27 protein-coding genes and 3 pseudogenes are annotated in these 23,696 nt (G+C 69.9%); 15 read left to right on the plus strand and 15 right to left on the minus strand.

Features of this window, described 5'->3' with window-relative positions:
- Nucleotides 1-152: 152 nt before the first annotated feature.
- Nucleotides 153-296, plus strand: coding sequence for a hypothetical protein (locus IE277_RS41340; RefSeq protein ID WP_189958874.1), 144 nt, complete (start codon nt 153-155; stop codon nt 294-296).
- Between the two features lie 50 nt (nt 297-346).
- Nucleotides 347-841: a hypothetical protein gene (locus tag IE277_RS41345; RefSeq protein WP_189958875.1), complete on the plus strand. Its 495-nt coding sequence runs from the start codon at nt 347-349 to the stop codon at nt 839-841.
- A gap of 47 nt (nt 842-888) precedes the next feature.
- Here the strand turns inward: IE277_RS41345 and IE277_RS41350 are convergent, their stop codons facing one another.
- The 3 genes from IE277_RS41350 to IE277_RS41360 form a co-directional block, all read right to left on the minus strand.
- The gene (locus tag IE277_RS41350) at nt 889-1,299 is read right to left on the minus strand and encodes a transposase (protein WP_189958876.1); all 411 of its coding nucleotides are present in this window, start codon (nt 1,297-1,299) and stop codon (nt 889-891) included.
- A 486-nt stretch (nt 1,300-1,785) separates the two neighbouring features.
- A complete protein-coding gene (locus IE277_RS41355) occupies nt 1,786-2,634 on the minus strand; it encodes a trypsin-like serine peptidase (protein WP_189958877.1) in 849 nt (282 codons plus the stop codon).
- Nucleotides 2,635-2,958: 324 nt separating this feature from the next.
- Nucleotides 2,959-4,386: an FtsW/RodA/SpoVE family cell cycle protein gene (locus tag IE277_RS41360; RefSeq protein ID WP_189958878.1), complete on the minus strand. Its 1,428-nt coding sequence runs from the start codon at nt 4,384-4,386 to the stop codon at nt 2,959-2,961.
- A 130-nt stretch (nt 4,387-4,516) separates the two neighbouring features.
- On the opposite strand from IE277_RS41360, the gene IE277_RS41365 reads away from it, so the two are divergent.
- The 3 genes from IE277_RS41365 (at nt 4,517) to IE277_RS41375 (ending at nt 6,545) form a co-directional block, all read left to right on the plus strand.
- A complete protein-coding gene (locus tag IE277_RS41365; RefSeq protein ID WP_189958879.1) occupies nt 4,517-5,011 on the plus strand; it encodes a hypothetical protein in 495 nt (164 codons plus the stop codon).
- Nucleotides 5,012-5,152: 141 nt separating this feature from the next.
- Nucleotides 5,153-5,371, plus strand: coding sequence for a hypothetical protein (locus tag IE277_RS41370; RefSeq protein ID WP_189958880.1), 219 nt, complete (start codon nt 5,153-5,155; stop codon nt 5,369-5,371).
- Nucleotides 5,372-5,552: 181 nt separating this feature from the next.
- On the plus strand, nt 5,553-6,545 hold the full coding sequence (locus tag IE277_RS41375) for a ligand-gated ion channel (RefSeq protein ID WP_189958881.1): 993 nt from the start codon (nt 5,553-5,555) through the stop codon (nt 6,543-6,545).
- A gap of 9 nt (nt 6,546-6,554) precedes the next feature.
- Here IE277_RS41375 and IE277_RS41380 read toward each other — a convergent pair whose 3' ends face one another.
- A complete protein-coding gene (locus tag IE277_RS41380; protein ID WP_189958882.1) occupies nt 6,555-7,376 on the minus strand; it encodes an NAD(P)H-binding protein in 822 nt (273 codons plus the stop codon).
- Nucleotides 7,377-7,463: 87 nt separating this feature from the next.
- Between IE277_RS41380 and IE277_RS41385 the strand changes: the two genes are divergently transcribed.
- Entirely contained in the window at nt 7,464-7,883 is a 420-nt protein-coding gene (locus IE277_RS41385) for a winged helix-turn-helix transcriptional regulator (protein WP_189958883.1), read from the plus strand.
- A gap of 122 nt (nt 7,884-8,005) precedes the next feature.
- Here the strand turns inward: IE277_RS41385 and IE277_RS41390 are convergent, their stop codons facing one another.
- From IE277_RS41390 to pdxR, 4 genes are all read right to left on the minus strand, one after another.
- Nucleotides 8,006-8,506, minus strand: a complete 501-nt coding sequence (locus IE277_RS41390) for a GNAT family N-acetyltransferase (protein ID WP_189958884.1) — start codon at nt 8,504-8,506, stop codon at nt 8,006-8,008.
- A gap of 15 nt (nt 8,507-8,521) precedes the next feature.
- A complete protein-coding gene (locus IE277_RS41395; RefSeq protein ID WP_189958885.1) occupies nt 8,522-9,334 on the minus strand; it encodes a MerR family transcriptional regulator in 813 nt (270 codons plus the stop codon).
- A 4-nt stretch (nt 9,335-9,338) separates the two neighbouring features.
- Nucleotides 9,339-10,595 (minus strand): serine hydrolase domain-containing protein, encoded by a 1,257-nt coding sequence (locus IE277_RS41400; protein WP_229882391.1) that lies wholly within the window; start codon nt 10,593-10,595, stop codon nt 9,339-9,341.
- A gap of 240 nt (nt 10,596-10,835) precedes the next feature.
- Nucleotides 10,836-12,245 (minus strand): MocR-like pyridoxine biosynthesis transcription factor PdxR, encoded by a 1,410-nt coding sequence (gene pdxR, locus IE277_RS41405; RefSeq protein WP_189958886.1) that lies wholly within the window; start codon nt 12,243-12,245, stop codon nt 10,836-10,838.
- A 47-nt stretch (nt 12,246-12,292) separates the two neighbouring features.
- On the opposite strand from pdxR, the gene IE277_RS41410 reads away from it, so the two are divergent.
- Complete coding sequence (locus IE277_RS41410; RefSeq protein ID WP_189958887.1) at nt 12,293-13,513, plus strand: MFS transporter; 1,221 nt, start codon at nt 12,293-12,295, stop codon at nt 13,511-13,513.
- A 42-nt stretch (nt 13,514-13,555) separates the two neighbouring features.
- Here IE277_RS41410 and infA read toward each other — a convergent pair whose 3' ends face one another.
- Nucleotides 13,556-13,780, minus strand: a complete 225-nt coding sequence (gene infA / locus IE277_RS41415) for a translation initiation factor IF-1 (protein ID WP_189958888.1) — start codon at nt 13,778-13,780, stop codon at nt 13,556-13,558.
- The gene (locus tag IE277_RS41420; RefSeq protein WP_189958889.1) at nt 13,777-14,568 is read right to left on the minus strand and encodes a GNAT family N-acetyltransferase; all 792 of its coding nucleotides are present in this window, start codon (nt 14,566-14,568) and stop codon (nt 13,777-13,779) included. The genes infA and IE277_RS41420 overlap by 4 nt, the downstream gene beginning before the upstream one ends.
- Nucleotides 14,569-14,837: 269 nt before the next feature.
- Here IE277_RS41420 and IE277_RS41425 point away from each other — a divergent pair, with 269 nt between their 5' ends.
- From IE277_RS41425 to IE277_RS48255, 5 genes and pseudogenes are all read left to right on the plus strand, one after another.
- The gene (locus IE277_RS41425) at nt 14,838-15,530 is read left to right on the plus strand and encodes a haloacid dehalogenase type II (RefSeq protein ID WP_189958890.1); all 693 of its coding nucleotides are present in this window, start codon (nt 14,838-14,840) and stop codon (nt 15,528-15,530) included.
- Nucleotides 15,531-15,611: 81 nt separating this feature from the next.
- Nucleotides 15,612-15,776, plus strand: a pseudogene (locus IE277_RS48250) (glycine--tRNA ligase subunit beta); the annotation flags it as partial.
- A 22-nt stretch (nt 15,777-15,798) separates the two neighbouring features.
- Nucleotides 15,799-16,080, plus strand: coding sequence for an AMP-binding protein (locus tag IE277_RS41435; protein WP_189958891.1), 282 nt, complete (start codon nt 15,799-15,801; stop codon nt 16,078-16,080).
- On the plus strand, nt 16,067-16,270 hold the full coding sequence (locus IE277_RS41440) for a hypothetical protein (RefSeq protein WP_189958892.1): 204 nt from the start codon (nt 16,067-16,069) through the stop codon (nt 16,268-16,270). Before IE277_RS41435 ends, IE277_RS41440 begins: the two co-directional genes overlap by 14 nt.
- A gap of 270 nt (nt 16,271-16,540) precedes the next feature.
- On the plus strand, nt 16,541-17,221 hold the full coding sequence (locus IE277_RS48255; protein ID WP_229882392.1) for an aminotransferase class I/II-fold pyridoxal phosphate-dependent enzyme: 681 nt from the start codon (nt 16,541-16,543) through the stop codon (nt 17,219-17,221).
- Nucleotides 17,222-17,649: 428 nt separating this feature from the next.
- Here the strand turns inward: IE277_RS48255 and IE277_RS41450 are convergent, their stop codons facing one another.
- From IE277_RS41450 to IE277_RS41465, 4 genes are all read right to left on the minus strand, one after another.
- Nucleotides 17,650-18,102 carry a hypothetical protein gene (locus tag IE277_RS41450; protein ID WP_189958893.1) on the minus strand — a complete coding sequence of 151 codons (453 nt, stop codon included), beginning with the start codon at nt 18,100-18,102 and terminating at the stop codon, nt 17,650-17,652.
- A 408-nt stretch (nt 18,103-18,510) separates the two neighbouring features.
- Nucleotides 18,511-19,362, minus strand: a complete 852-nt coding sequence (locus IE277_RS41455) for a menaquinone biosynthetic enzyme MqnA/MqnD family protein (protein ID WP_229882393.1) — start codon at nt 19,360-19,362, stop codon at nt 18,511-18,513.
- 76 nt (nt 19,363-19,438) lie between these two features.
- Entirely contained in the window at nt 19,439-19,984 is a 546-nt protein-coding gene (locus IE277_RS41460) for a YceI family protein (protein WP_189958895.1), read from the minus strand.
- A gap of 62 nt (nt 19,985-20,046) precedes the next feature.
- Entirely contained in the window at nt 20,047-20,427 is a 381-nt protein-coding gene (locus IE277_RS41465; RefSeq protein WP_229882394.1) for a nuclear transport factor 2 family protein, read from the minus strand.
- A gap of 238 nt (nt 20,428-20,665) precedes the next feature.
- Here IE277_RS41465 and sigJ point away from each other — a divergent pair, with 238 nt between their 5' ends.
- Nucleotides 20,666-21,652 (plus strand): RNA polymerase sigma factor SigJ, encoded by a 987-nt coding sequence (sigJ, locus tag IE277_RS41470; protein ID WP_189958896.1) that lies wholly within the window; start codon nt 20,666-20,668, stop codon nt 21,650-21,652.
- Nucleotides 21,639-21,704, plus strand: a pseudogene (locus IE277_RS49910) (hypothetical protein); the annotation flags it as partial. The gene sigJ and the pseudogene IE277_RS49910, both read left to right, overlap by 14 nt.
- Before the next feature lie 333 nt (nt 21,705-22,037).
- On the opposite strand, the gene IE277_RS41480 reads toward IE277_RS49910, so the two are convergent.
- Nucleotides 22,038-22,778 (minus strand): class I SAM-dependent DNA methyltransferase, encoded by a 741-nt coding sequence (locus tag IE277_RS41480; protein ID WP_189958897.1) that lies wholly within the window; start codon nt 22,776-22,778, stop codon nt 22,038-22,040.
- A gap of 243 nt (nt 22,779-23,021) precedes the next feature.
- Between IE277_RS41480 and IE277_RS41485 the strand changes: the two are divergent.
- Nucleotides 23,022-23,693 (plus strand): annotated as a pseudogene (locus tag IE277_RS41485) (polyprenyl synthetase family protein); the annotation flags it as partial.
- Nucleotides 23,694-23,696 lie beyond the last annotated feature (3 nt).

Genomic DNA, 23,696 nt, shown 5'->3' on the forward strand with positions numbered 1-23,696 from the left:
GGGCGTATGAAAGTCGCGCCGGTTCGGGACACGCCGGCATGGGGCCCGCGATTGCATGGACGCCGAGGACCACCGCGAGCTGACGAGCACGGGCTCCAGCAAGGAAAGCGAGCAATGGCGCGCGAAACAGCGGAAGCTGATCGACGCCGACCTTGGGACCAGGCCATGCAGAGGACATCGACGAGGTCCGCGACCTGCACGGCGACAAGTACGACTCCCACATCAAGAACATGGTCGACAGCCTGAAGAACAACAGGAAGTTCCAGGACATCCTGACGAAAAGGGTTGGACGATAAACTACGACACCCTGACATGACGACGCCGTGAAAGATTGAGGGATGAGGCAGTGGATCTGGTACTCGACCCGCCGCGCGGAGTCGCGCCGATCCTGCTGGACATGACGCTCGACGAGGCGCTCGCCGCTGTGCCCGACTGGGGCGAGCCCCGAGTACTGAGGCGCGCGAGCCAGAACTCGGCGCAGGCGTCCTGGACCCTCGACCACGTCGGTGTACAGGCCCTGGCCGAGGGCGGGACCCACGTCACCGCGATCGAGCTGTGGTGGCCTGGTGAGGGTCGCACGTCCAGCACGCGCGTCCTGCTCGAGGGAGACGAGGTGTTCACCACCCCTGCCGAGCACCTGTTCCGGCGTGCCGCCGAGCGGGGCTGGACCATCGACAGGTCACAGCCCGAGTACCCGGTGATCCCCGGGGTGTCGCTGGGCTTCACCCGGCAGACCTCACAGGAAGTCGAGCGGAACTCCGACGGTCTGCCGAAGTTCGTCACCTCTGTCCTGGTGGGCGGCCAGGACTACTACAACTACCGTTACCAGGACCGCGACTGACAGCGGCTTGACCACAACGGCATCGGCTCGGAGTTTTACGGACGAGATCAAGAGCCGTCTTGTGTGCGAGGTCCAGGCGTTGGCGGCGCACCGTGCGGTGTAACCAGGCCACGATCTCGACCGCCTTGCAGCGGCGCTTCGTGGCGGGGGTTGGGCACGACTCCGCCGTTGGAAGTGGCGGGGAAGTCGGCTGTGCCCAGGTCGATGCCGACCACCGAGCCGGTCGACGCCGGCGGCTCCGGCCGCACCTGCTCGGCGGTCAGGATGACATACCAGCGCCGCACCTCCCACTTCACGCCAAACGACTTGACGTTGCCGGCAACCTGCCGGTGCCGGTGGACCTTGATGTGTCCGACGCCTTGCAGGCCAACACGGGTGACGGGGTCGTGCGGGGTGGAGTCCCAGTGGCAGCCGTCGTCGTCCGGCGCAACATCGCCTGCTGACTGAAGAACGACCACCGCCCTTGACGGGTACCTCGTGCGCCGCGCAGCCCGCCGACGCCGTCCTGCGGCCGTGGTGTCGACGAGGCCCGCGACCTACATCAGCTGCTGCAGAACCTGCCGTTCTGCCTCGGTGGTGATGGCACTGGTCACCGGTCTCCTCACCGAACAGGCCGTCCGCGGGGCGAGGGGCGAGGCGGAAGTCCCCGGAGACCAACAGCAGGGCGCCCCTTCTCGGCGGTCGCCATCACGGCGAGCTGGGCCAACTGGGCGACCCTGGAGGCACCGCCATCGGCGTCGAGATGCACCTGGAGGACGACAAGCCACTCCAACTCGACCCGCTGCACCCCCGGGCGCGTGAGGACACGGCCGGTGGGGCGAGATCCTCGCTGAGCCAGGCGGCCCGATGCCCGTCCGCACCGGCCAAGGCGAGCGTGGTCTTTGAGGACCGGGAAAGGCTACGGGCGGGAGGTCCGGGTTATCGGACGGATCGCGGATCGCGGATCACGGATCGCTGGTCGCGTCCTTGTACAGTGCGGCCGCCAGGCTGCCCAGCGTCACGCTGTAGGACACGTCGTCGGTGTCGCCGCCCTCGTCATAGCCGCCGAGGACGCCGACGACCTGGCCCTCACTGTTGATCCAGGGGCTACCGCTGGTGCCGTGGGTGAAGGCGGGGCAGTCGATGCGCTGCTGGGTGCTGCTGTGCGCGGTCGGCTTGTTGGTGCAGCTGATGGGCCTCTCGCGGGAGTCGGGGTAGCCGATGACGGTCACGGCGGTGGCACCGGTGGTCGTGCCGGGCGTGAACCGGTTGGCTCCGACGACGTCCTCGATCGCCTTGCCGCCCTGGTCGTCGACGGTGGCGAACGCCAGATCGCTGTCCTCGTCCTCGTCCTTGGACCACCCGTCGGGCAGATAGCGGTGCCCCAGTTTCCACACCCCGTACGGCGCCTTCCCGTCCCGGTAGCCCGGCACGAACACCAGGTCGCTGTCGGGGTCGCTCACACAGTGCGCGGCGGTGGCGATGAGGTCGCCGTGGGGGCTGTGCACGACCGAGGCCGTGCAGAAGTGCCCGCCGGACAGGTCGTCGGAGCGGTCCGCGCCGAACAGCGCGCCGACCCGGACCGTCTGCCGGTTCGCGGCAACGTCGGCGGTGACCCCGAAGGGCCCCGGCCCGTTCTTGGCGGCCCGAGGATGTTCCTGTGGCTGTCGAGCATGCGGGCCGTCTCCGCGACCGGGAAGGCCATGGGCTCCAGCCCACGGCGCCGGCGCGGACGCCGAGGTCAGGGCGAGCATCACCACGGCGGCGAGCAACGCGGGACGCGAGCCGACCGGGATGCGTGAGATGCGCCCCATCAGCGCGCCGGGGGCAGGTGTCCATGCCGACCCCACGGGGCGCAGCCGATGACGCTTGTGCGGCAGTCGGTTCCCGTACGGGCGGCTCGGCGGGCCCCTGAGCAGGGCGGGTTGTTCACCCACCGTGCACGACTTGATCCGCCGGATCTCGCACCGGCCGTGTCCGGCGTCGCGGGTGCGTGACCGTAGCGGAGTCTGCTTCGATGCTTCGCGTCTCCGATGAACTGGCTCCCTCGGAGGACCGCCGGGGTGAGCAAGCCCAGGGGAATGATGTCCAAGTACATCTGGCGCTCCTCGCTGCGGTTGTCGTGAAAGAGGTCGGGGTCAGGGCCGGACGAACTGGGTCTCGGCGGCGCTGACGTCGGTGGCCGGGGCCGGTGGGGGCCGGCGGGCCGTGTCGCTGACCTTGATCAGAACGGCGACCAGCAGCCAGTTGGCGACCATGGACGAACCACCCTGGGCGAGAAACGGCAATGCCTTGCCGGTGAGCGGGATGAGCCCCGTGACACCGCCTACGACGACGAAGACCTGGAGGACGAGCGCCGAGGCCAGGCCGGCGGCGAGCAGCTTACCGAAGGGGTCGGTGACGGTCAGGGCCGTGCACAGGCCGCGCTCGGCAAGCAGCGCGTAGAGCAGGATGACGAGTGTCACGCCGGTCAGGCCGAGTTCCTCGCCGACCGTGGTGAGGATGAAGTCGCTGCGTCCGGCGAAGCCGATGAGTTCCGGATGGCCCTCGCCGAGGCCGGTGCCGAGGATGCCGCCCGAGCCGAAGCTGAACAGGGCCTGGGCAGCCTGGTCCGAGACCAGCCCCGGCGGGCGCTTGTCGGGCGGCAGGAAGATGTCCATGGGGTGCAGCCAGGCGACGACACGGCCGTGGACGTGCGGTTCGAAGGAGCCGACGACGAAGGCGCCGACGGCGAACATGACGACGCCGAACACCACCCAGCTGGTGCGCTCGGTGGCGACGTACAGCATGATCACGAACAGGCCGAAGAAGATGAGCGAGGTGCCGAGGTCCCGTTCGAAGATCAGGACGAGCAGGCTGAGGATCCACACGGCCGCGACCGGGCCGAGCTGCCGCCCGCGCGGCAGATACATGCCCAACAGCCGCCGTCCGGCGAGCGCCAGGGCGTCCCGGCGCATCGTCAGATACCCGGCGAAGAACACCACGATGACTATCTTCACGAACTCGCCGGGCTGGAAGGACAGCGGCCCGATGAAGATCCACCGCTTGGCGCCGTAGACGTCACCCGGGTAGAACGCCGGCGCCATCAGCAGGACCATGCCCACGGCGATCGTGACGTACGGATAGCGCTGCAGCCTTCGGTGATGCTTCAACAGCACCACCGCCCCGGCGAACACCGCCACCGCGACGCCGCACCACATCAGCTGCCCCGAGGCCGCAGGCGCCGAGTGGCGGTAGTGCGTCCCGTAGGCGATGTCGAGGCGGTGGATGAGCACGAGGCCCAGGCCGCTGAGCAGGGTGGCCAGCGGCAGGATCAGCGGATCGGCGTGCCGCGCGAACCGGCATACGGCGACGTGGCACAGCAGCGGCAGCGCGGCCGTGGCCGCGCACGTCGTCGCCATGCCGGACGGCAGCTTCCCGGTGAGGGCGAGGGCCGTCTCGGCATAGCCGTAGACGCAGATGAGGATGGCGCCGATCAGCAGGACCAGCTCCAGCCCCCGGTCGCTCAGGCGCCCCGGTCGGCCCGCCCGTACGGCCGGTTTCGCCGGTCCACGCCGACCAGTCATGCCTTCCCCTCTCGGTCCTCGTTCGGATCGACCGCTGTGCAACCCGCTCAGAGAGACAGCCGTCAGAGTTATATGGTTGCGCAATAACGCAAATAAACTGTAGCCGAGGGTGGGTAAGAGGAGGGTCGGCGTGGGGGCGACTTCTCCCGACGAGTGCACGGCACACGACCCGGACGGTACGACCGTCACGCTCGACCTGGACCAGGCGTCCCACGCCGCGACCATCGCCGCCGTGGCCCACGCGCGCGGCCTGCCGGAGCAGGCCGTCACCATCGCCCTGGCGACCGCGATCCAGAAGTCCAAACTCCGCAATCTCTCCTACGGCGACCGCGATTCCCTCGGTCTGTTCCAGCAACGCCCGTCCCAGGGCTGGGGCACCCCGGCGCAGATCAGCGACCCCGTCTACGCGGTGGGCAGGTTCTTCGACGCGCTGGTGAAGGTGCCGGACTACCTGAACCTGCCTGTCACCGAAGCCGCGCAGCAGGTCAAGCACAGCGGCTACCCGGAGGCCTACGCACAGCATGAGGGCATGGCGGCGACGCTCGCCGCGGTGCTGACCGGGCGGGAGGGGCCCTCGCTGAGCTGCACGGTGGCAGGGGCAGAGGTCGCCGCAGCCCCGACCTGAGCGGATGCGACGGGCGTCGAGGCGGCCGGGGCGGGCGGCGCCGCGGGCGCCCCAGCCGGGAGAGGCACCGGTGTCACGGCCGCAGTCCGGCGGGAGTTCGGCCGGGTGCCGGCGGCTCCCATTTCCGTGCGCGGCGGTGTCATGTACCCCGTCGACGAGCCCGCGACAGCCTGGTCCCTGGCCCTCTGGCTGGTCTGCCACGCCACCGCGCTGCACGCCACGTCCGTGGCATTCGCAGGCCGCCAGTGGAGCAGCGCCAAGTCGGACCAGGGCTGGACCCGCACCTCCGCGACCGCGCCTGCGCCCGCGTCCGGGGAGACCTCGACGGTCGCGGTAATGGTCATGAACGAACCGCCGTAGGACACAACGGGCAGCGGGGTGCCCAGAAGGTCCCGAAGTTGATTCGCCCAAACCTGGAGGCCGGCATCATGGCTGGTGCCGGGGAGAACGCGTGGTCCGGGCGGGGGAATAGGGGATGGCGTTCCGGGCGCCGCACCCAAGGCGGGATCGTGCTCGCCGGATCGGCCGCTAGCGTGCCAAGGTGGATGTCTCAACGGCCCTTCGGGGGATCCGATGGTTGCTCGTCTGCGTCGGCGCGATGGGCGTGACGATGGGTGCGGCCACACCCGCGGTGGCGGTGGACACCTGCCGTCTCGGTGCATACGTCGCCGACCTGTATGCCCTCGACACCACGACGCGGACCATCGACGCCGACATCTGGTTCTGGAGTGTGTGTCCGAGACCGGACCTGGAGCCGATCAAACGCTTCGAGTTCATCAACGCCTCGTCGACCAGGCAGGCCGATCAGGTGAGCGTCACGGAGCACGGGTTGTACTGGACCTACCAGAAGGTCGTCGGAACCTATCGTGAGAACTTCAACCTGAGCGACTACCCCTTCGACCGGCAGACCGTGAACTTCGTCGTGGAGGACACCCGGGACACATCGCAGTTCGTCTACACGCCCGACACAGTCGGCTCGACCTACAACCACGGCACCCGGCTGAGCAGCTTCGAGATCACCGACTTTCGCACACTCGTCCGGGACCATCGCTACACGATGGCCTTCGGCAACCCGGACGTACGGCCCAGATCCGGCTCCGCCTATCACCAGTTCATCATCCAGATGCGCGTAGCAAGGAACGACGCCAGCGGCTTCGTGAAGGAGACCTTGCCGGTCTACGTCGCGTTCCTGATCTCCCTCGTCTCCTTCTTCCTCTGGTCCGAGGAGGAGACCCCCCTGCTGGGCGCGCGCCTGGGCCTGCTGGGCGCGGCGCTTTTCGCCATCGTGGTCAACATGCGCGCCGCCGGCCAGTCCCTCGGCATCATGCACGGCATGACGCTCGTCGACCAGATCCACCTGTACTCACTGGTGTATGTGTTCATCGGGGTCGCGACCACCACCTACGCCTGGCGTGTCTCGATCCGGACCGGCGGCCAGGCGCGAGCCCGCCGGGTCAACCAGGTCGTGGCCGTCAGCGCGACATCGCTGTACCTGGCGACGACGGGAATCGCCATCACACTCGCGCTGCAATGACTCCACGCCTCACCCCCTCCCCGGACGAGAAGCGGCGGACGCGGCTGCAACGGCCACAGGCAATGGATCGCGCGCCGGGCGGCCGAGAAGGTCCGTGAGGTCGGCAGTGGTGCCGGCCAGGAAGCCATGCCGGATGCCCGTGGCGATCGAAGCGAGCATGGGCGGCTGGAACGGCAGGAGCCCAGGTGTGTCGTCGAGGAGCCTGCGCCGGTACTCGCCCAGCCCGATGGTGCGGTGCGGAACCCCGAGCCTGTCGGCCACCTGACCCGCCGTGACCGGCGTACCGACAAGGTCATAGACCCGCCCGCTGTGTCGGGCCGGGTTCCCCGCGACGGCCGCCGCGGCATCGGCGAGATCCTCCCGCGCGACCGCCGCCAGGGCACCGTCCCCGAACGCGGACTCCAGACCGTCGCCAGCCCATATCAGCAGGCCGCCGAAGAGTTCGGCGTACAAGCCGTTCCGCAGGATCGTCCATGGCAGTCCGCTTGCTCGCACCAGGCGTTCGGTGGCCCGGTGCGCCAGCGCGAAACCGAGATGGTCGCCGGCCGTGGTCAGGCTCGTGTAGACGACGTGGTCAACTCCGTCGCGCATGGCGGCGTCCAGGACCGCGGCGTGCCGCCCGACGACCTGGTCGTCCTCGGCATAACCGGCGGAAATCAGCACCAGGGTGGACACCCCGGTGAGGTCCAGGCTCGCGTGGTCGTCGAAGTCGAGGTGCCGCGTCCCCTCGCCCGGCGTGCGGCTGCCGCCCGTCACAGCGGCGCCGCCGGCACGCAATGCCGCAAGGGTGGCCGAGCCGAGGCTCCCGTTTGCTCCCGTCACCAAGATCATGTCAATCGCCGTCTTCCGTCGTGGTTCTCATCGGTAACTACGCTTGATCCTTGATCGCACGCACACCGGCCACAAGAAGGCAGTTTGATGTCACTCACGCACACCGGGGTAACCGCCCCCGCCGACCTCGACCCCTGCGGCCGCGAAGACCACCCCGACTGCGGCATCCGCGACGTCCTGGACCGCATCGGCGACAAATGGTCGGTGCTCGTGATCGTTGAGCTTGCGGGCGGGCCGCGCCGCTTCCGCGAACTGCAGCGCGCCATCGACGGCATCTCCCAGCGCATGCTCACCCTTACCGTCCGCAGGCTCGAACGCGACGGCCTGGTGCTGCGCACCGTGTACCCGACCGTCCCGGCCCAGGTCGACTACCGCCTGACCGAGACCGGAGCCGACCTGACCCACCTGGTCAAGGCCCTCGCCGACTGGTCACTCGCCCACCGTGCCCTCATCGCCAAGGCACGGCACGCATACGACCAGACCCACCCCGACCACGACATCCGCTGACGAGAAGGCACAGTGACCACACGCCGGTTGTCTGCCACGGACGCGGGGCGGCCTCGCGGGTCTCCAGGGCGGCCACGTCCTCGCTGCAGGGCTGCCTCCTTCGGTGGGGAGGTGTTCGCGGGTCAGCGGGCGATCTTCTTGTAGAAGCACACCCGGTCCTGACCAGGACCGTCGTAGTCGCTGTGCAGGGGCAGACCGTCGACCACTCGGTCCCCGCTTTCGAGAGCGAACCCCATGGCGCGGTGAAAGGCGATGGATCCGGTGTTTCCTGGCGAGGTGATCGCACGCACTTCGGTGCGGCCTGCGTCGGCGGCACGCCGGAAGAAGGTCGTGTACAGGTGGCGGGCTGCCCCCTGCCCACGGAGATTCGGGTCCACTCCCACGAAGTGGATGTATGCCTCTTCGTCGTTGTCGGCGGAATGAAAACCGACGAGGAACGCCCTGATGCCGGATGCGTCCTCCAGGACCAGACTCGTGCCGGCGAAGAACTGCAGGAACAGCTTGGGCAGCAGCAGGGAGAGCTCGCGGGCCTGCGCGGGGGTCCGCGAGTCCCCCCACCACTGATGCACGCATGCGACGATCGTGCTGTGATCGGAGACGCGGGCCTGGCGCAGTTCGGGCATGTCGTTCCCTCTCGCTCAGTCAGCTGGTGTCTGGTACGTGATGTCGATGCCCGCCGAGCAAAGGTGTGCCTCGATCAGCACGGTCAGTCGGGCCCAGGCCGGTTTCTGATCCTCTCCGTGGTGGGTGAGCAGCTCGTACCGGATCGCGCCGTCGTCGCGGTCCTGGAGTCCGGTCAGGACCGGCAGCAGCGACGGATCGGTGAGGAAGTGGTCGGCCAGGGCTGCGGCGAGTTCGTCGATCCGGGGGTCGTCGGGTTCCCAGTCGCCGGCGCGCCAGCAGCGCTGGATCAAGGAGACGTACCGGGGATCGCCGAGGCCGCGCTCGATCTGGGCGAGATAGTTGTCGAAGCCTTCGGGTACCAGCGCCCTGACGAGCACCAGGGCCTCGCGGACCGTGGTCACGTCGTCCGCGGTGAATCCGAGGCCGGGCATCCGGTCCAGGAGCGCGCAGGCGCGGTCGGGCAGCAGGGCCCGGTCGCCGCCCGCGAGCCGCTGCAGCATGTCGCGCCGTGCGATCAGTTCGTCGATCCGGCCGGTGAGTTGCTGTTCGACGTCGATGAGCGCGGCGGCGAACCGGTCCGGATCGGCGTCCAGTATGGCCGCGATCTCGGCCAGCGGTACGCCTGCGCCGGCCAGCGTCCGGACCTGGACCAGCCGCAGCAGGTCAGTCGACCCGTAGCGTCGGTAGCCGGAGCTGTCGCGGCGGGGTTCGTCGATCAGGCCGTACCGGTGATAGTGCCGGATGGTCTTCACCGTGACGCCGGCGAATGCCGCAGCTTGGCCGATGGTAATGCCGTCAGTGATGCCGTCTGTGCTGCCGTTTGTCATGTCGTCAGCGGACGCCGCGAGCGTGCGTGCCGCAGAACACCTCCTTGATGAGCTTCTGCGTCGCCTGCCCGAACTCCTTGGCCGTGTCGATCGCGGCGTCCCCGGCGGTGATCGAGGCGGTCAGGGTCTTACGTCCGTCGGGCGTGCTGATCATCAGCGCCCCATAACCTCCCGGGGCGCCTCCATTGTGGTGGACGAGGGTGCCGCCGCAGCCCGGGCCGACGTCCTGCACCCACAGTCCGAAGCCGTAGCCGAGCTTGCCATGCGGCGTGCGCATCTCGGCCAGCAGCTTGGCCGGCAGGAGCTTGCCGCCCAGCAGTGCGGAGACGAACGTGTGGAGATCCTGGGTGGTCGAGATCATGTCACCGGCGCCAGCCAGGAGGGAGAGGTTCTGGCGGGCGACGTCGACCACCTTCCACTGACCGGCGTCCTGGTAGCGGTAGTAGCCGTGGGCGTGCGGCCCGGGGAGCTCCGTCCGGCTGCCCGGCACGCTGGTGTCCCGCAGCCCGAGCGGCCGCAGGATCCGACGCCGCATCTCCTCGGCGTACGAGCGGCCGGTGACCTTCTCGACCAGCAGCAGCGCCAGCGTGTAGTTGGTGTTGGAGTAGCGCTGGTCCGTCCCCGGCGCGAACGGCGCCCGCTTGGACAACGCGAACCGCACGAGCTCCGCCGGCCGGTAGGTGCGGAACCGGTTGTCCATCCACTCCTTGCCCGCCGCGGGGATCCCCGGTACGAACGTCCCGTCGTCGTAGCGCTCACCGCCCGCGTAGTTGAACAACCCGCTGGTGTGCTGCAGCAGCATCCGCACCGTGATCCGACGGTCCAGCCCGAGCTCGGGCAGGTAGCCGGCCACCGGGGCGTCCAGCCCGATCTTGCCCTCGGCCACCAGTTGCAGCACCAGGGTCGCCGTGAAGGTCTTGGTGGTGCTGCCTATCCAGAACCGCCCGTCCGTCGGCGGCTTCGCGGCCTCGCCCAGTTTGCGCACCCCGGCGCTGCCGACCCACTCGCCCCGTTCATCGTGCACGCGCAGCTGCACCCCGGCGAAACCGGAAGCGACGATCTCCTGGATGGCCTTCTGTAATTCCGGGTGTTCCTGCCGGGCAGCGGCCTTCGGCACGGTCACGCCACCGTCCCGGGGGGCCACCCCGCATGCGGCCACCCCGGCCAGCAGCGTGACCGCCACCGCCGCGCCCCCCAGTCGCAGGGAGACCAGCGGCATCCGGGCCCTGTTGCTTCTGACGGTGTGAACGGACTCCCCCATGGTCATTCCCTCATCTCACGACGGTACGGATTCGGCGCAGCTCGAAAGCGCAACGGCTGCCCCGGCGGCCACCAGCCCCTTCGAGGCGGCCCTGCCACGAGTCTGGGCCCTGCCCCAAGGTCAGGGTCAACCCACGCCGGCCTTTCCGGCGAGGCGCGCTGCCGAGCCACGCACCGCGTCGAGGAGAAGAGCGAGGCCCCCACGCGGCGCAGTCAGTGGTGTCGGTGACGGACCGCCACTCTACGACCGACCGGCGAGCAGATCGCCGACCGCCGCAATGCCCTCGGTGATGGCCCGTTCCCCCACGTTGCCGAAGCCGAGGACGAGTTGGGCGGGCGCGTCGACGTGTGAGGCGCGGCAGCGGTTCATGCCGTAGAGACCGACCGACCGCTCGCGGGCGGCGGTGCTGAGGCGGTGCTCGTCGGCCCCGGTATGCAGGTGGGCGACAGCGTGGAAGCCGGCCGCGAGTCCGGTGACCGTCACCCCCGGGGCGTGCGCGGCCAGCGCGTCGAGCAGCGCGGCCCGGCGTGCCGCGTAGGTGGCCCGACTGCGGCGCAGGTGCCGGTCGAAGCGTCCGGACTCGATCAGCCGGGCCAGGGCCAACTGGTCCAGCGTGGGCGAGCCGCGGTCGCTCAACTGCTTCTGCTGGGCGACTGGTTCGGCGAGAGGGGGTGGGCACAGCAGCCAGCCGATGCGCAGGGCGGGGGCGAGTGACTTGCTGACCGTGCCGATGGAGATCACCCGGTCGGGCGCGAGGCCCTGGAGGGCGCCGACCGGTTCACGGTCGTACCGGAACTCGGCGTCGTAGTCGTCCTCGATGACGAACGCGTCGCGGCGGCGGGCCCACTCGATGAGAGCGAGCCGCCGCTCGGGGGCGAGGACCACGCCGGTCGGCCACTGGTGCGCGGGGGTGACCACGACCGCGCGAGCCCCCGTCGCCGCGAGCGCACGCACGTCGACGCCGTGCTCGTCGACCGGCACCGGCACTGCGGAGAGGCCCGCCGCCGCGGCGGCCGCGGCAGTGGTGGCCGGTGAGCCGGGGTCCTCGAAGGCGACGCTGCGCACGCCGTCGTCCGCGAGGGCGCGCAGTGCGAGGCCGAGCCCCTGGGCGTAGCCGTTGCAGACGACGATGCGTTCCGGGTCGGCCGCGGCGGCCCGCACCCGGCGCAGGTAACCGGCCAGGACCTCGCGCAGTGCGGCACTGCCGCGCGGGTCGCCGTAGTCGAGCGCCGCGGTCGGCATGGCCCGGGCGGCCTCACGCGTCGCCCAGAGCCAGTCGTCGACCGGGAAGGAGCCCAGGTCCGGCACGCCCCAGCGGAAGTCGGCGACCAGCCGCGGTGCCTGCGCGGACGGGCACGCCAGGGCCGGCACTGCCACCGCCCCCGCCGCGACCCTGGTGGCGGAACCCCCACGGGTCACCAGGTAGCCCTCGGCCTGCAGTTGGGCGTAGCACTCCTGCACCAGGCCGCGTGAGAGCCCGAGTGTGCGGGCGAGTTCGCGGGAGGACGGGAGCCTTTCGCCGGCCTGCAGCCGCCCGGTGCGGATCGCGTCCCGCAGCCGGCACTCCAGTTGCGCGCGCAGGGGCAGGCCACCGGTGCGGTCGAGAACCAGCAGCAGCTCGGGCGAGGAACCGGCCCACTCCAGTGGCATGGAACTGGATCTTACGGGAGATCCAGTCGGCCGTTTAGCGTCCTGCCATGCCCGAGACCCTCGACTCCGCTTCCTCGTCTTTCGCGCCGCGACCGCCTCTGCTGACACGGCTGTTGCTGTTGCGCTTCGTTTCCATCCTCGGCGCATCGACCAGCTTCTACCTGCTGCTGTCGGTGGTCCCCCACTACGCCTCGACCGGCGGCGCGGGAGCCGGGGCAGGCGGCGCTGCCGGGCTGGCGACCGGCGCGCTGATGCTGGCGACCGTCGTCGGCGAGTTCGTGACGCCCCGCCTGGTCGACCGCTTCGGCTACCGCCTCGTCCTGGGCGCCGGGCTGGTCCTGCTGGGTGCTCCGGCCCTGGTCCTGACGCTCTCCCGGGACCTGTGGTGGATCGTCGCGGTCTGCCTGCTGCGTGGGCTGGGCTTCGCTTTCACGGTGGTCGCGGGCGGCGCGCTGACCGCGTCCCTCATCCCGGCCGAGCGTCGCGGGGAAGGGCTGGCGCTGGTCGGCATAGTGAGCGGGGTGCCCTCGTTGGCTGCCCTGCCGCTGGGGGTGTGGCTGGCCGCGCACACCGGCTACGGGGTGGTCTGCACGATGGGGGCGGTGGCCGCCCTCGCGGCGATCGTCTCGGTGCCTGGCCTGCCCGACCGCGTCCGCGTCTCCGGCCGTGCCATCGGCATCACCGAGGGCCTTCGCACAGCCCAACTGACCTGTCCTGCCGTGGTCTTCGCGGCCGTTGCCATGGCCGCCGGGATCGTCGTCACCTTCCTGCCGCTCGCGGTGCCGGCCTCGGCCACGGGCCTGGTCACCGTGGCGCTGTTCGTCCAGCCCGCGACGGCCACACTGGCCCGCTGGCTCGCGGGGCGGCACGGCGACCGGCGCGGTCCCGCCGGTCTGGTCCTTCCCGGCCTGCTGTTGTCGGCCTCCGGCACGCTGCTGATGGCACTGACCAGCAGCCCGGTCGCCGTCGTCATCGCCGTCGGCGTGTTCGGATTCGGATTCGGGGTCACCCAGAACGCCACACTGACGCTGATGTACGCCCGCGTCCCAGCCGCCGGCTACGACACCGTCAGCGCGCTGTGGAACCTCGCCTACGACGCCGGCATGGGCGTCGGCGCCATCGCCTTCGGCTGGTTCTCGGCGGGAACCGGCTACCGCTGGGCCTTCGCCCTGACCGGCGCCGCAATGCTCACCGCCCTCGCCCCGGCCTGGCGCGATCGCCGCACCGTCAGGCCTGCCCTAGAGACCCCGGTCACGGAAACGCCGTGACCGAGGCTCTGGATCAGCTATCGCGGAAAGTGGCGACCGTCGCTAGTTCCGGTATCGGAACACGATCCGGCCGCGTGTCAGGTCATACGGCGGGAGTTCCACCAGCACCCGGTCCTCCAGCATGATTTTGATGTAGTTCTTGCGGATCTTCCCGCTGATGTGCGCGAGCACCCGGTGGCCGTTCTCAAGCTCCACGGTGAACATGGCACTGCGCAGGCACTCGACGACCCTGCCCTCGACTTCGATGACATTCTTGTTCTTCGTCATCGCACCAGCTCCAGGTTGCTGCTCATCTGCCGGGCGCCGATGCCCTCGAACAGCGCCGAGGCTGCTCGGTTGGACTCGTGGACCTCGGTCCAGGCCTCGGCGAACCCGGAGCGGTGCAGCGTCCCCAGCGCGTGGGCCAGCAGCGCCCGCGCGATGCCGCGGCGCTGCTCGTCGGCCCGGACCGCGACCAGCCCGATGCGCGGCCGTTTCACCGTCACCACCCGGATCAGGCCCAGGTAGCGGTCCGGCGCCGCGGCCACCGCGTACTTCGACGGGTCGACGATGGTGTCGCCTTCGGGTCGGCATATCACCTCCGCGGGCATCGACTGCCACCCGACGGCCGCCTCGACCTCGTCACGGATCGCGCGGTCCACCGCCCGCAGCAGGCCCTCGTCCGCCTGGCCGGCGGGCACGATCGTCACGCCCGACGGCGGCAGGACTTCGTCCAGCCCGGTGACCCGCGGGTCCGTAGGCACGACGCACTCCCACTCGCGGCGCCGGATCGTGAAACCGGCCCGCCGCCAGCCGGCCGTCAGCTGTATGTCGGCTTCGTCGACCACCGTGTGCAGCGGCGCCGGCAGTTCCGCCAGCATCGCCTCGGCGAGCCGGTCGAAGGTGGTGTCGTGCCAGGCGTCGATGCTGACGAACAGGCGTGCGTCCGGCCGGTGCTCGGCGTACCCGCGGCCGACCACCAGGTCGTCATGCAGTGCATGCCACTGCCCATCGGCGACGCGCGTGATCACCACCGCGTTCTTGCCCAGTCCAGATGTAAAAGGCTTTGTAGTCATCGGAGTCTCCTTCCAGGAGTGCCTCGATCTCAGGCGCTCCTGGCGACACCGAACGTCAGCCGCCGGACCGTGACGGGTTGAGGGAGCACCCACGGGTAACTGCGTTCACGGGGCTCACCTCCAAACGACGACTTCACGATCCGCTACGAAGGTAGAGCGGGACGCCGCCTCGCTCAAATCCTTTTCCATGAGCTCGTAACACCTCGCGCGGATGTCAGCCAGCAGTCCCGTCCGGGTGCCGCCCGACTCCTCCCGCCGAGGACGCAGCTGTGGACGCCGTGGTGTTCGACGTGTTCGGTACGTTGACCGACTGGCGGACGAGCATCGCCGCTGAATTCGCCGAGACAGCCGGCCGGGCGAGGCTGGACGCCGACTGGACGGCGGTGACGGAGGCGTGGCGCAGGGCTTATCGGCCCGCGCTGCTGAAGGTGCTGGACGGCACGCTGCCCTGTCGAACCCTGGACGAGCTGCACCGGCTGATGCTGGACGAGGTCCTGGCCGCATTCGGCCTCACCGCGTTCATCGAGGGCGACCGTGCCGGCCTGGTGCAGGCATGGAGCCGTCTTCAGGCCTGGCCGGACGTGCCGTCGGGGCTCGCCGCGCTGCAGGCAACGCCCTTGATCACGGCGACGCTTTCCAACGGCTCCGTCGGTCTTCTCACCCGGCTGGCGAAGCGTGCCGGGCTGCGGTTCGACTGCGTCCTGTCGACCGAACAGGCCGCGACGTACAAGCCCGACCCCAGGGCGTATCTGATGGCTGCCGAGCTGCTCGGTGTCCGTGCCGGGCGGCTGCTGATGGTGGCTTGCCACCCCGACGACCTCGAAGCCGCCGCCGGGGCCGGTCTGCGTACTGCCTACATTCCACGCCCGGAATGGGGCCCTGACGCGCCCGCCGTCGCCCCTCCGGCCGGCGTCGACGTCGTGGTCCCCGATGTTCCGGCGCTCGCGCGGCTGCTGTCGTAGCGGTGCGCAGAAAGCCCCGCTGTCCCTCACACGGTCGGCCGGGATTTCGAGCTGCGTCAGGCGGGATGTCGCTGTCTTCCGGTGCTCGACAGCGACGGCACGCTCACGTCGAACGTCGTCACGTTCGCCAACGGCACGTGCGACGACGAGGACGTGGTGTGGGCGGGCAACGAGGCGGTACTGCGGTCCCGTTACAAGGACGCCGCCTTCTTCTGGCGTGCCGACCTGAAGGTGGCCCCCGAGGAGTACACGCCCGCAGTCTCGGATCGTGAGACGACGTCGGGTGCTGGCGGCCTGCGGTCACGGCTTCCAGGCGGGCGGCGACGTGATCCTCCCGTCGGCCTGCCGGGCGCTCCTGGACGGGCAGTTCAAGGGCAGCCTCTACAACCTCTACGGCCCCGCCGAGATCACTACCGCCTGCACCGCGCACGAGGCGACCGCCGAGCACGCGCAGTCCGACGTCATCCCGATCGGGCTGCCTCTGGACGGGGTGTCCGTGCGGGTGCTCTCGCCGGAGCTCGAACCGGTGGCCACCGGTGGCCACCGGTGAGATCGGCGAGCTGTTCGTCAGCGGCTCCGGTGTGGCCCGCGGCTACCAGGACCGCCCGGACCTGACCGACGAACGCTTCCTGACGCTGCCGGGCGAGGACGGCGGCATACGCGCGTACCGCACCGGCACCTGGTGCGGCAGCGTCCGGACGGCGTTCTGGTGTTCGTCGGCCGCGCCGACAACCAGGTGAAGATCCGCGGCTACCGGGTCGAGCCGGCAAGGTGGAACGGGGGCTGCGCCGCTACCCCGAGGTCCAGGAGGCCGTCGTGCTGCCGGAGGGCGAGGGCGCCGCCCGCTCCGGCGCCGCCATCTGCCCGGCGCCCGCGCGGTGACGACGATCCTGGAGTCGGTGCGCGACCGCCGCGACGACTCCGTATGCGACCCGCCCCGCCGGTGACCGCGCCCGGCCACATCCGCCTTCCTACCCACTCGAGAAAGCGTGCGTATGCCGTCTTCCCCGATGACATACACCGAACTGCTCGCCCGGAGAAGCCAGTTCGCACGGTCCGACGCGATCAGGGACATCCTCGCCGCCGGCACCGCCCCCGGTGTGCTCTCCATGGCGGGCGGCCTGCCCGCGCCGGACACCTTTCCCACGGCGGAGCTCGCCGGGCTGGTGGCGCGGGTGCTCGCCGAGTCCCCCGCCGCAGCCCTCCAGTACGCGCCCGCCGAGGGCGTACCGGCCATGCGTGAGGCGCTCGCCCGCCTCGCCTCCATGACCGGTGCCGCGGCCACCGCCGGCCAGACGCTCGTGACCAGCGGCAGTCAACAGGGCATCGACCTTGTGGCGGGCGCCATCCTGGAGGAGGGCGACGCTGTCGCACTCGACGACCCGAGCTACCTCGGCGCCGTCCAGTCCTTCCGCCGCGTAGGCGCCCGGCTGCTGCCGGTGCCCAGCGACGAGGACGGCATGGACACCGAGGTCCTCGCAGCCAGGCTGACCGCCGGTGAGCGTCGCAAGCTGGGGTACGTCGTACCGCACTTCCCCCTCCGGTGCTTTGCTCTCCGCCGCCCGGGCGGAGCCATCTGGCCGCACTCGCCGAGGAGTTCGGCTTTCTGGTGGTGGAGGACGACCCGTACGCCGATCTGGCCTTCGACGGAGAGCGCGGCCCCTCGGTCGATGTGCACACCGACCGTGTGATCCGGCTCATGAGCCTTTCCAAGACCCTCTGCCCGGGGCTGCGGGACTTCTACCGGGACAAGGCGGACCTGCTGTCCGAGCTGATCGAGACGCGGCTGCCCTGGCTGGAGTTCCGCCGCCCGCGCGGCGGCCTCTTCTTCTGGTACACGATCACCGAACCTGGCGTCACCTCGGACGGGTTGGAGCGTGCGGCGCTCGCCGAGAGGGTCGCCATCGTGCCAGGCGGCCCCTTCTGCATCGACCGGGACGGCTCGCGCCAACCTGCGCCTGTCCTTCGCGACCCTGACCCCACCCGAACTGGCCACGGCCGTCGACCGCCTCTCCGCCGCCTTCGCCGCATCCCGAACCTCGGACCCCGTTCGAATTCTGAGCTGGGCAAACGCCGCCCCCTCGGACTGTCATGTAATGCCCGGCTCAGATGCGGCAATTCAGGCCCGACGGTAGCTGTCGACCGGGCCGCCCCAGCCGCCGGGAGGACCGTCAAAGTCGATCACGAGCGAGGACCCGTCCGGGTCCACCTTCAGGTGGCCCAGGCCGCGCCTGCCGTCCTTGCCGCCCTGGCACTTATAGGTGATGGTCGCGGATTCCCGGCCGTCCTTCTTCGTCGGCACGAAGGTGCCGGTGCACGAGAGCTTCGCGCCCTTGGCCGTGGCTCTGCCGTCCTTGACGACGAGCGTGTCCAACGAATCATCAGTGGGGGTAGCGATGAATTTCCAGGTGCCGGCCGCTCGCTCAAGGAGCGTGCCGTGAGACGGAGCCGCCCCGGCCGGCTTTTTCGTCACGCCAGTGGTGGCATTTGCCGGGCCGCCTGCCGTCTTCGCACCCGCGCTCTTGCCGCCGCACCCGGCGGTCATCACGACCACGGCAAGCGTCGCGGCCACTGTCCATCGCGCCTTGCGCACAACAACATCCGTTCTCTCTTTGCGTCTTCAGAACGCCCGCAAACGTAACAGGCTCCTGCAGGCGGGCCGACCGCGCTCTTTACCAGCTGCCTCTGCGAACGCCGCCCGGGTGCACCGCGCGCCGTGTCGCGTGCCAAGCGAAGACGCAGACCGCCCAGGCGTAGATACCGACCGCCCGTCTCCGTGGAGGACCGGGGGCGGAAGGCCGTACGCCGGGTGGGGCCAGGGGATGTCTCGTTGACCGGCTGATCGGGCAGCTCGGTGGTGACCGCGCACAGGCCCGACGCGTACGAGCGGTGCCCGGCCTGGGATACGGTCACCGACTGCACCACGGCGGCGCTGCGGGCGTACATCGCTTACCCAACAGCCGACAACAACGCGAACAGCTCAGTGACTCCCTTCTCCTTCAGGTTTGACACTTGTCGCCCTTTCCACATCCGACGGCACAGGGTGGCCGGTGCGGCGGGCGAATTCCGCAAGTCCGGCCATCTGGCGGGGGCCGAAGGAGTAGTCCAGGGTGTGGCCGAAATAATGCGCCAGTGTCCTCTCCTCGAAGGGCTCCCAGCGGGCGGTACGGGCGGCGAGCTCGGCGTTCTCGGTGCGGGCCAGGTCTCGGGCGGCGAGGAGGCCTCGATGGGCGGCCTCCACGGCGTCCGGTCGGTGCCGGGCGTACTCGCGGCGGACCGCCCAGACCGCGAAGACGAACGGCAGGCCGGTCCAGTCGCGCCAGAGTCCTGCGAGGTCGTGGATCCGCGGCCCGTCCGCCTTCCGCTGCCGGGCGACCACGGCATCCAGCGCCGTGTTCCCGAACAACACCTCGGCGTCCGCTCCATGGCGTACGGACGGCGGAGAGGACGACCCGGGAACGTAACGGGCGGCCACTCCGTAACGCTGCTCCAGCAGCAGCCGCGCCAGCCGGCTGGAGGTCGGGCCGGTCCGGGTCAACGCGACGGTCCGGCCGTGCAGCTCGTGCAGCTCGTCCGGGCCCACATCGCAGACCAGGACAGCCGACATCATCGGCCCGTCGCTCCCGGCCGCGATGCCGGGCAGCGCGAGCAGCGTCCGGCTGTGCCGCAGGTAGGTGACGGCGGGCACCGCGGCGATGTCGAGATCGCCCGAGAGCAGGCGTCGGGCGAGACGGTCCGGGGTGTCGGCCACCAGGTCGACGTCGAGGAGCGCCGTGGTGCGGGCGAGGCCCCAGTACAGCGGCACGCAGTCCAGGGAACCGGTGTGTCCCAACCGTGGACGGCACGGTGCACCAACGCTGTCGCGGCTAGGTCCCATGCGTCCCATACATCCCACGCGTCCCATACTCTCAAGCATTCCGGATCGTCGTAACGTCGAGTTCCAGAAACACCTTGGGGCTGACCATCAACCTGGTCGCGGCATTCCAGTTCACGCCCCAGTCGTTGCGGTCAGTGGTGGTGCCGCCCGTGAAGCGGACCCGGAAGCCGCGGAGCAAGTCGTTCTCGACGCCGGACAGTTCGAGAGCCAGAGTGACCGGGCGGGTCACTCCGCGGACGGTCAGGTCGCCGCCGACCGCGAACATGGACGCGGAGCGCTGCTGCACCCCGGTCGAGACGAAACGGAGGGACGGATGATCGTGCACGCCGAGAAACACATCGCACAGCTGGTCGTCACGGCGCCGGCTGCCGGTGCGGATGCCGTTGGCCGGGATCGTGAGGCGGACGGAGGACTTCGAGGGGTCGGAGCCGTCGAGGTGCGCGCCGCCCTCGAACTCCGCAAAATGCCCGCGCACCCTGGTGCCCATGGCGTGCCGAGCGACGAAGCCGATCCGGGTCCGGGCCAGGTCGAAGACGTAGTCGCCGGTCAGTTCGGCGAGTGCGGTGAGGGGGGACATACTGGGTCACTCCTTGTCGGAGAGGCGAAAGAGGGCGCTGGAATCCTGCGGTATGGGGAGGGTCACGACGCGCCGACGGGGCGGGGCGCCGTTCCGGGCAGCGGGGTGGTGTCGACGTACCTGATCTCGTAGACCCGCTCGGTGAACCTCCAGCCGTCCGGGGTGCGCCGGTAACGATCGTGGCAGAGGACGTAGTTGAGGTGCGAGCTGCCATCGCGCATACGCCCGAACTCCGCGACGTGGGCACGGCCGGCCGCCGTGTCGCCCTCGATCCGGACCGCGCCCGGGTGCACGGTCTGCACGAAGAACTCCCAGTTCCCCTGCAGCCGCTCGACCGCGGTGCGGATCTCCTCGCGGCCGACGAACTCAAGCGGGATCTCCGGCATCCGCCACGCGCCGTCGGCGGTGAACAGCGACGCGAAGCGGTCATAGTCGTGCATCATCCCCGCGTCGGTGAACTCGCCGCGCAGGGCCTCGATCTCGATGCGATCGACGAGGGCCCTGAAGGTCGGTCATGGTGTCCATGTGCCTTCCTGTCCGATGTCGGTGTTGGTCCCACCACATACGACGGAGCAGCGCGCCGGAATGTGAGGCCGGGCGGACGGTCACATTCCGAGGGACTGGTTCGTCGTACCGGTGCACGCAGATGGGATGCACGAGCGACAGGGAGAGTCGGGCACCATGAGCAACTCGTCAGGGCCGGGAACCGGTCACACCGATCCGTACCTCAGCGCGATCATGAGCGAACGGCGTCAACTGATCGGCGTGGCATACCGGCTCCTCGGTTCGCTGGCCGATGCCGAGGACGTCGTGCAGGAGACTTACGCGCGCTGGTACGCCATGACCCCGCAGCAGCAGGACGCCATCGAGTCCCCTGGGGCCTGGCTGACGAAGGTCGCCAGTCGCATCTGCCTCGACGTGCTCGGCTCGGCTCGGGTCCGACGCGAGAGCTACGTGGGCGAATGGCTCCCCGAGCCGCTGCCCGGACACGCGGAGTGGATCGACGCCCGCCCGGATGCCGGCCCGGTCGACCCGGCCGACCGGGTCACCCTCGACGAGTCGGTCAACATGGCCTTCCTCGTCATCCTCGACTCGATGACCCCGGCCGAGCGCGTCGCCTTCATCCTGCACGATGTCTTCCGCTACCCCTTCGCCGAGGTGGCCGAGATCGTCGGCCGCACTCCGGCCGCCTGCCGCCAACTGGCCTCCTCCGCCCGCCGGCGCGTCGACACCTCACGGGTGAATGTGACTCGGGAGCCTCGACGAGCCGCTCTCGTCCGGGACTTCAAACAGGCCTGGGAAGCCAAGGACATCGACGCGCTCATCGGCCTGCTCGCCCCCGACGCAACCGCGATCGGCGACGGCGGCGGGCTCGTGGCCGCCGCACCGCGCCCTGTCGAAGGCAGCGAGCAGATCGCCCGCTACCTGGTCGAACTCCTGGTCAGGGCCTCCGGTCTGACGATCCTGGAGCACACCGTCAACGCCCAGCCCGGTCTGACCGCCCGGCTCGACGGCGTCACCGTGGCGGTGTTCGCGTTAGACGTCGCGGGTGGCCGGATCACCCGCATCTGGGCGGTCCGGAACCCGGAGAAGCTCCGCCCCTGGACGACTCGGGAGACGCACTCCACATTCGGTCATGTCACAGCTCGGCCGGATGCGTCGTCTTGACGGGCAACAGCGGACGCTTGAACGGGTGAAGCTGCGCGTCGGCCAGATCAACGGCTGTGGCTTCTGCGTCGACGCGCACACCAAGGGCCTCGGTCACATCGAGTGCGGCGCGCTCCATTGCCGACGCGGCCGGGCGGGTCACGGACGAGGTCCGGGCGAACGCCGCCAGTCCGGGTGCGCGCCGGTCCCCGGAACGCCTGCCCAACGGTGCCGGACAGCGGATGCTGACAGAACTGAGCGGGGCCGGACTGGAGGTGCCGACCCGGGCGCTGCCGGCCTTTTCCCGCGAGGACGCCACAGCCGGCGCGGATGGAGGTGCGGCGCGCGCGGTGTGGCGGCTGATGCCTCATGGCTGCTCAGGTCGTCCCGTCCCCGGTGGCTGACCTCAGGTCGGCTTGCGCCACACGGAGATGTGTTTCGTGGAGTCCTGGGTGAACGGCGCCCCGTCCCAGTCCGCGACGCGACGTTCCAGCTCAAGCCCAGCGATCCGTGCCATCAGGTCGAGCTCTGCCGGCCAGGCGTACCGGTGCCGGGAGCTGCCGCGGCGGTAGCGGCCGTCGTCACCATCATGGGTGAAGTGGTGCGAGATCAGAATCTGCTGGACCAGGTCGAAGGTGTCGAAGCCGAGATGCCGCTCGGAGACGTCGAACGGCACCGCGACCTGGCCGGGCGGCAAGAACCGCAGCGGCGGCACGCCCAGCTCGACGACGAACCGGCCGCCGGGCGCCAGATGACGTGCGGCGTTGCGGAAGCACTCGACCTGCTCGTCCTGCGAGAGCAGGTTCGTGATGGTGTTGTAGACGAGATAGACCAGGGTGAACTCGCCGGGGACGACGGTGGTGGCCATGTCCCCGATGGCCACCGGGAGCGTGTCCTCGTCGATCTTGCGCCGCAGGACCGCTGCCATGTGCTCGGACAGTTCGATGCCCACTACCGGCACGCCGCGTTCCCGGAGCGGGACGCCCACTCGTCCGGTTCCGATGGCGAACTCCAGTGCCCGGCCGTCTCCGGCGAGCTCGGCGAGGAAGGCGAGAGTCGGTTCGAGAACGGCGGCCGAGGACATCTCGGTCTCCTCGGCGTCGTAGCGGTCGGCGGTCGCACGGGTCCACAGCTCACTGCTCGTCACGGGCGGCCACTCTGCCGGGTGCCGAGCGGCGCTGTCGACGCATTTACCGTCCCCCGGTTCCGAATCCACGGTTCTTGGAGATCACTTCCCAAGGAGTTCCAAGAGGTCGCGCAGACAAGCGACCGGTCAGGGTCGGCGTCAAGAACCCGGGCTGCCGCACCAACCACCACTTCGAGCGCATCGATTCTTGGACGGCTTCGTCCAGCACGTCGACAGGGCGTGATTCTGGCCGTGCGGCGGCACCGGCCGGCCGCCTGGCAGGTCTTCGGCCCGTCGGCCGCTGCCCGATCGGCGGATGCCTTGCTGCTGACCGCATTCGAGGTGCTGTCGGACGCCGACGCGGCAGACGGCCCGGTATCGGGTGAGGCATCGACCGCTCTGTTGGACGCACTGATCCAACTCGCCGTCGGCGAGGGCCTGGACCTGGCCTTCGAAGGCAGGTCAGAGGTGACGCCGCAGGAGTGTCTGGAGATGGTCTCGGGCAAGACGGCGTCGCTGTTCGCCTGCGCCTGCCGGCTGGGCGCCTTGTACGGCGGCGCCGCGCCGCAGACGACGGACGAGTGGGCGGCGTTCGGACACGACCTCGGCATGGCCTTCCAGCTGGTGGACGACCTGCTCGGTATCTGGGGCGACGCATCGGTCACGGGCAAGCCGGTCTTCAACGATCTACGGAACCGCAAGATGTCGGTACCGGTGGTCGCCGCGCTGTCCTCCGAGACCCCGGCCGGAGGCGAACTGATCCGCCGTTACGCCCGCCCCGACACCGAACCGGCCGACCTGGCCCGCCTGGTCGAGCGGGCGGGCGGCGCTGGACCGCCGATCGAGCCGCGCGCCACGCCGCCGCACGTGAGCGCCTGCACCGCCTCACCACCGTGCCCGAGGCCCTCGCCGAACTGGAGGCGCTGTGCGACGTGATCG

It is taken from the genome of Streptomyces alanosinicus (genome assembly GCF_014650595.1).
GTDB classification, from domain to species: domain Bacteria; phylum Actinomycetota; class Actinomycetes; order Streptomycetales; family Streptomycetaceae; genus Streptomyces; species Streptomyces alanosinicus.

Bases quoted from the DNA above. Each gene is read 5' to 3' on its own strand.
- IE277_RS41355 (WP_189958877.1), bottom strand. From the start codon at position 2,634: ATGGGGCGCATCTCACGCATCCCGGTCGGCTCGCGTCCCGCGTTGCTC.
- IE277_RS41360 (WP_189958878.1), bottom strand. From the start codon at position 4,386: ATGACTGGTCGGCGTGGACCGGCGAAACCGGCCGTACGGGCGGGCCGA.
- IE277_RS41370 (WP_189958880.1), top strand. From the start codon at position 5,153: ATGTACCCCGTCGACGAGCCCGCGACAGCCTGGTCCCTGGCCCTCTGG.
- IE277_RS41380 (WP_189958882.1), bottom strand. From the start codon at position 7,376: ATGATCTTGGTGACGGGAGCAAACGGGAGCCTCGGCTCGGCCACCCTT.
- IE277_RS41385 (WP_189958883.1), top strand. From the start codon at position 7,464: ATGTCACTCACGCACACCGGGGTAACCGCCCCCGCCGACCTCGACCCC.
- IE277_RS41390 (WP_189958884.1), bottom strand. From the start codon at position 8,506: ATGCCCGAACTGCGCCAGGCCCGCGTCTCCGATCACAGCACGATCGTC.
- IE277_RS41395 (WP_189958885.1), bottom strand. From the start codon at position 9,334: ATGACAAACGGCAGCACAGACGGCATCACTGACGGCATTACCATCGGC.
- IE277_RS41400 (WP_229882391.1), bottom strand. From the start codon at position 10,595: ATGGGGGAGTCCGTTCACACCGTCAGAAGCAACAGGGCCCGGATGCCG.
- pdxR (WP_189958886.1), bottom strand. From the start codon at position 12,245: ATGCCACTGGAGTGGGCCGGTTCCTCGCCCGAGCTGCTGCTGGTTCTC.
- IE277_RS41410 (WP_189958887.1), top strand. From the start codon at position 12,293: ATGCCCGAGACCCTCGACTCCGCTTCCTCGTCTTTCGCGCCGCGACCG.
- infA (WP_189958888.1), bottom strand. From the start codon at position 13,780: ATGACGAAGAACAAGAATGTCATCGAAGTCGAGGGCAGGGTCGTCGAG.
- IE277_RS41420 (WP_189958889.1), bottom strand. From the start codon at position 14,568: ATGACTACAAAGCCTTTTACATCTGGACTGGGCAAGAACGCGGTGGTG.
- IE277_RS48255 (WP_229882392.1), top strand. From the start codon at position 16,541: ATGACATACACCGAACTGCTCGCCCGGAGAAGCCAGTTCGCACGGTCC.
- IE277_RS41460 (WP_189958895.1), bottom strand. From the start codon at position 19,984: ATGTCCCCCCTCACCGCACTCGCCGAACTGACCGGCGACTACGTCTTC.
- IE277_RS41465 (WP_229882394.1), bottom strand. From the start codon at position 20,427: ATGATGCACGACTATGACCGCTTCGCGTCGCTGTTCACCGCCGACGGC.
- sigJ (WP_189958896.1), top strand. From the start codon at position 20,666: ATGAGCAACTCGTCAGGGCCGGGAACCGGTCACACCGATCCGTACCTC.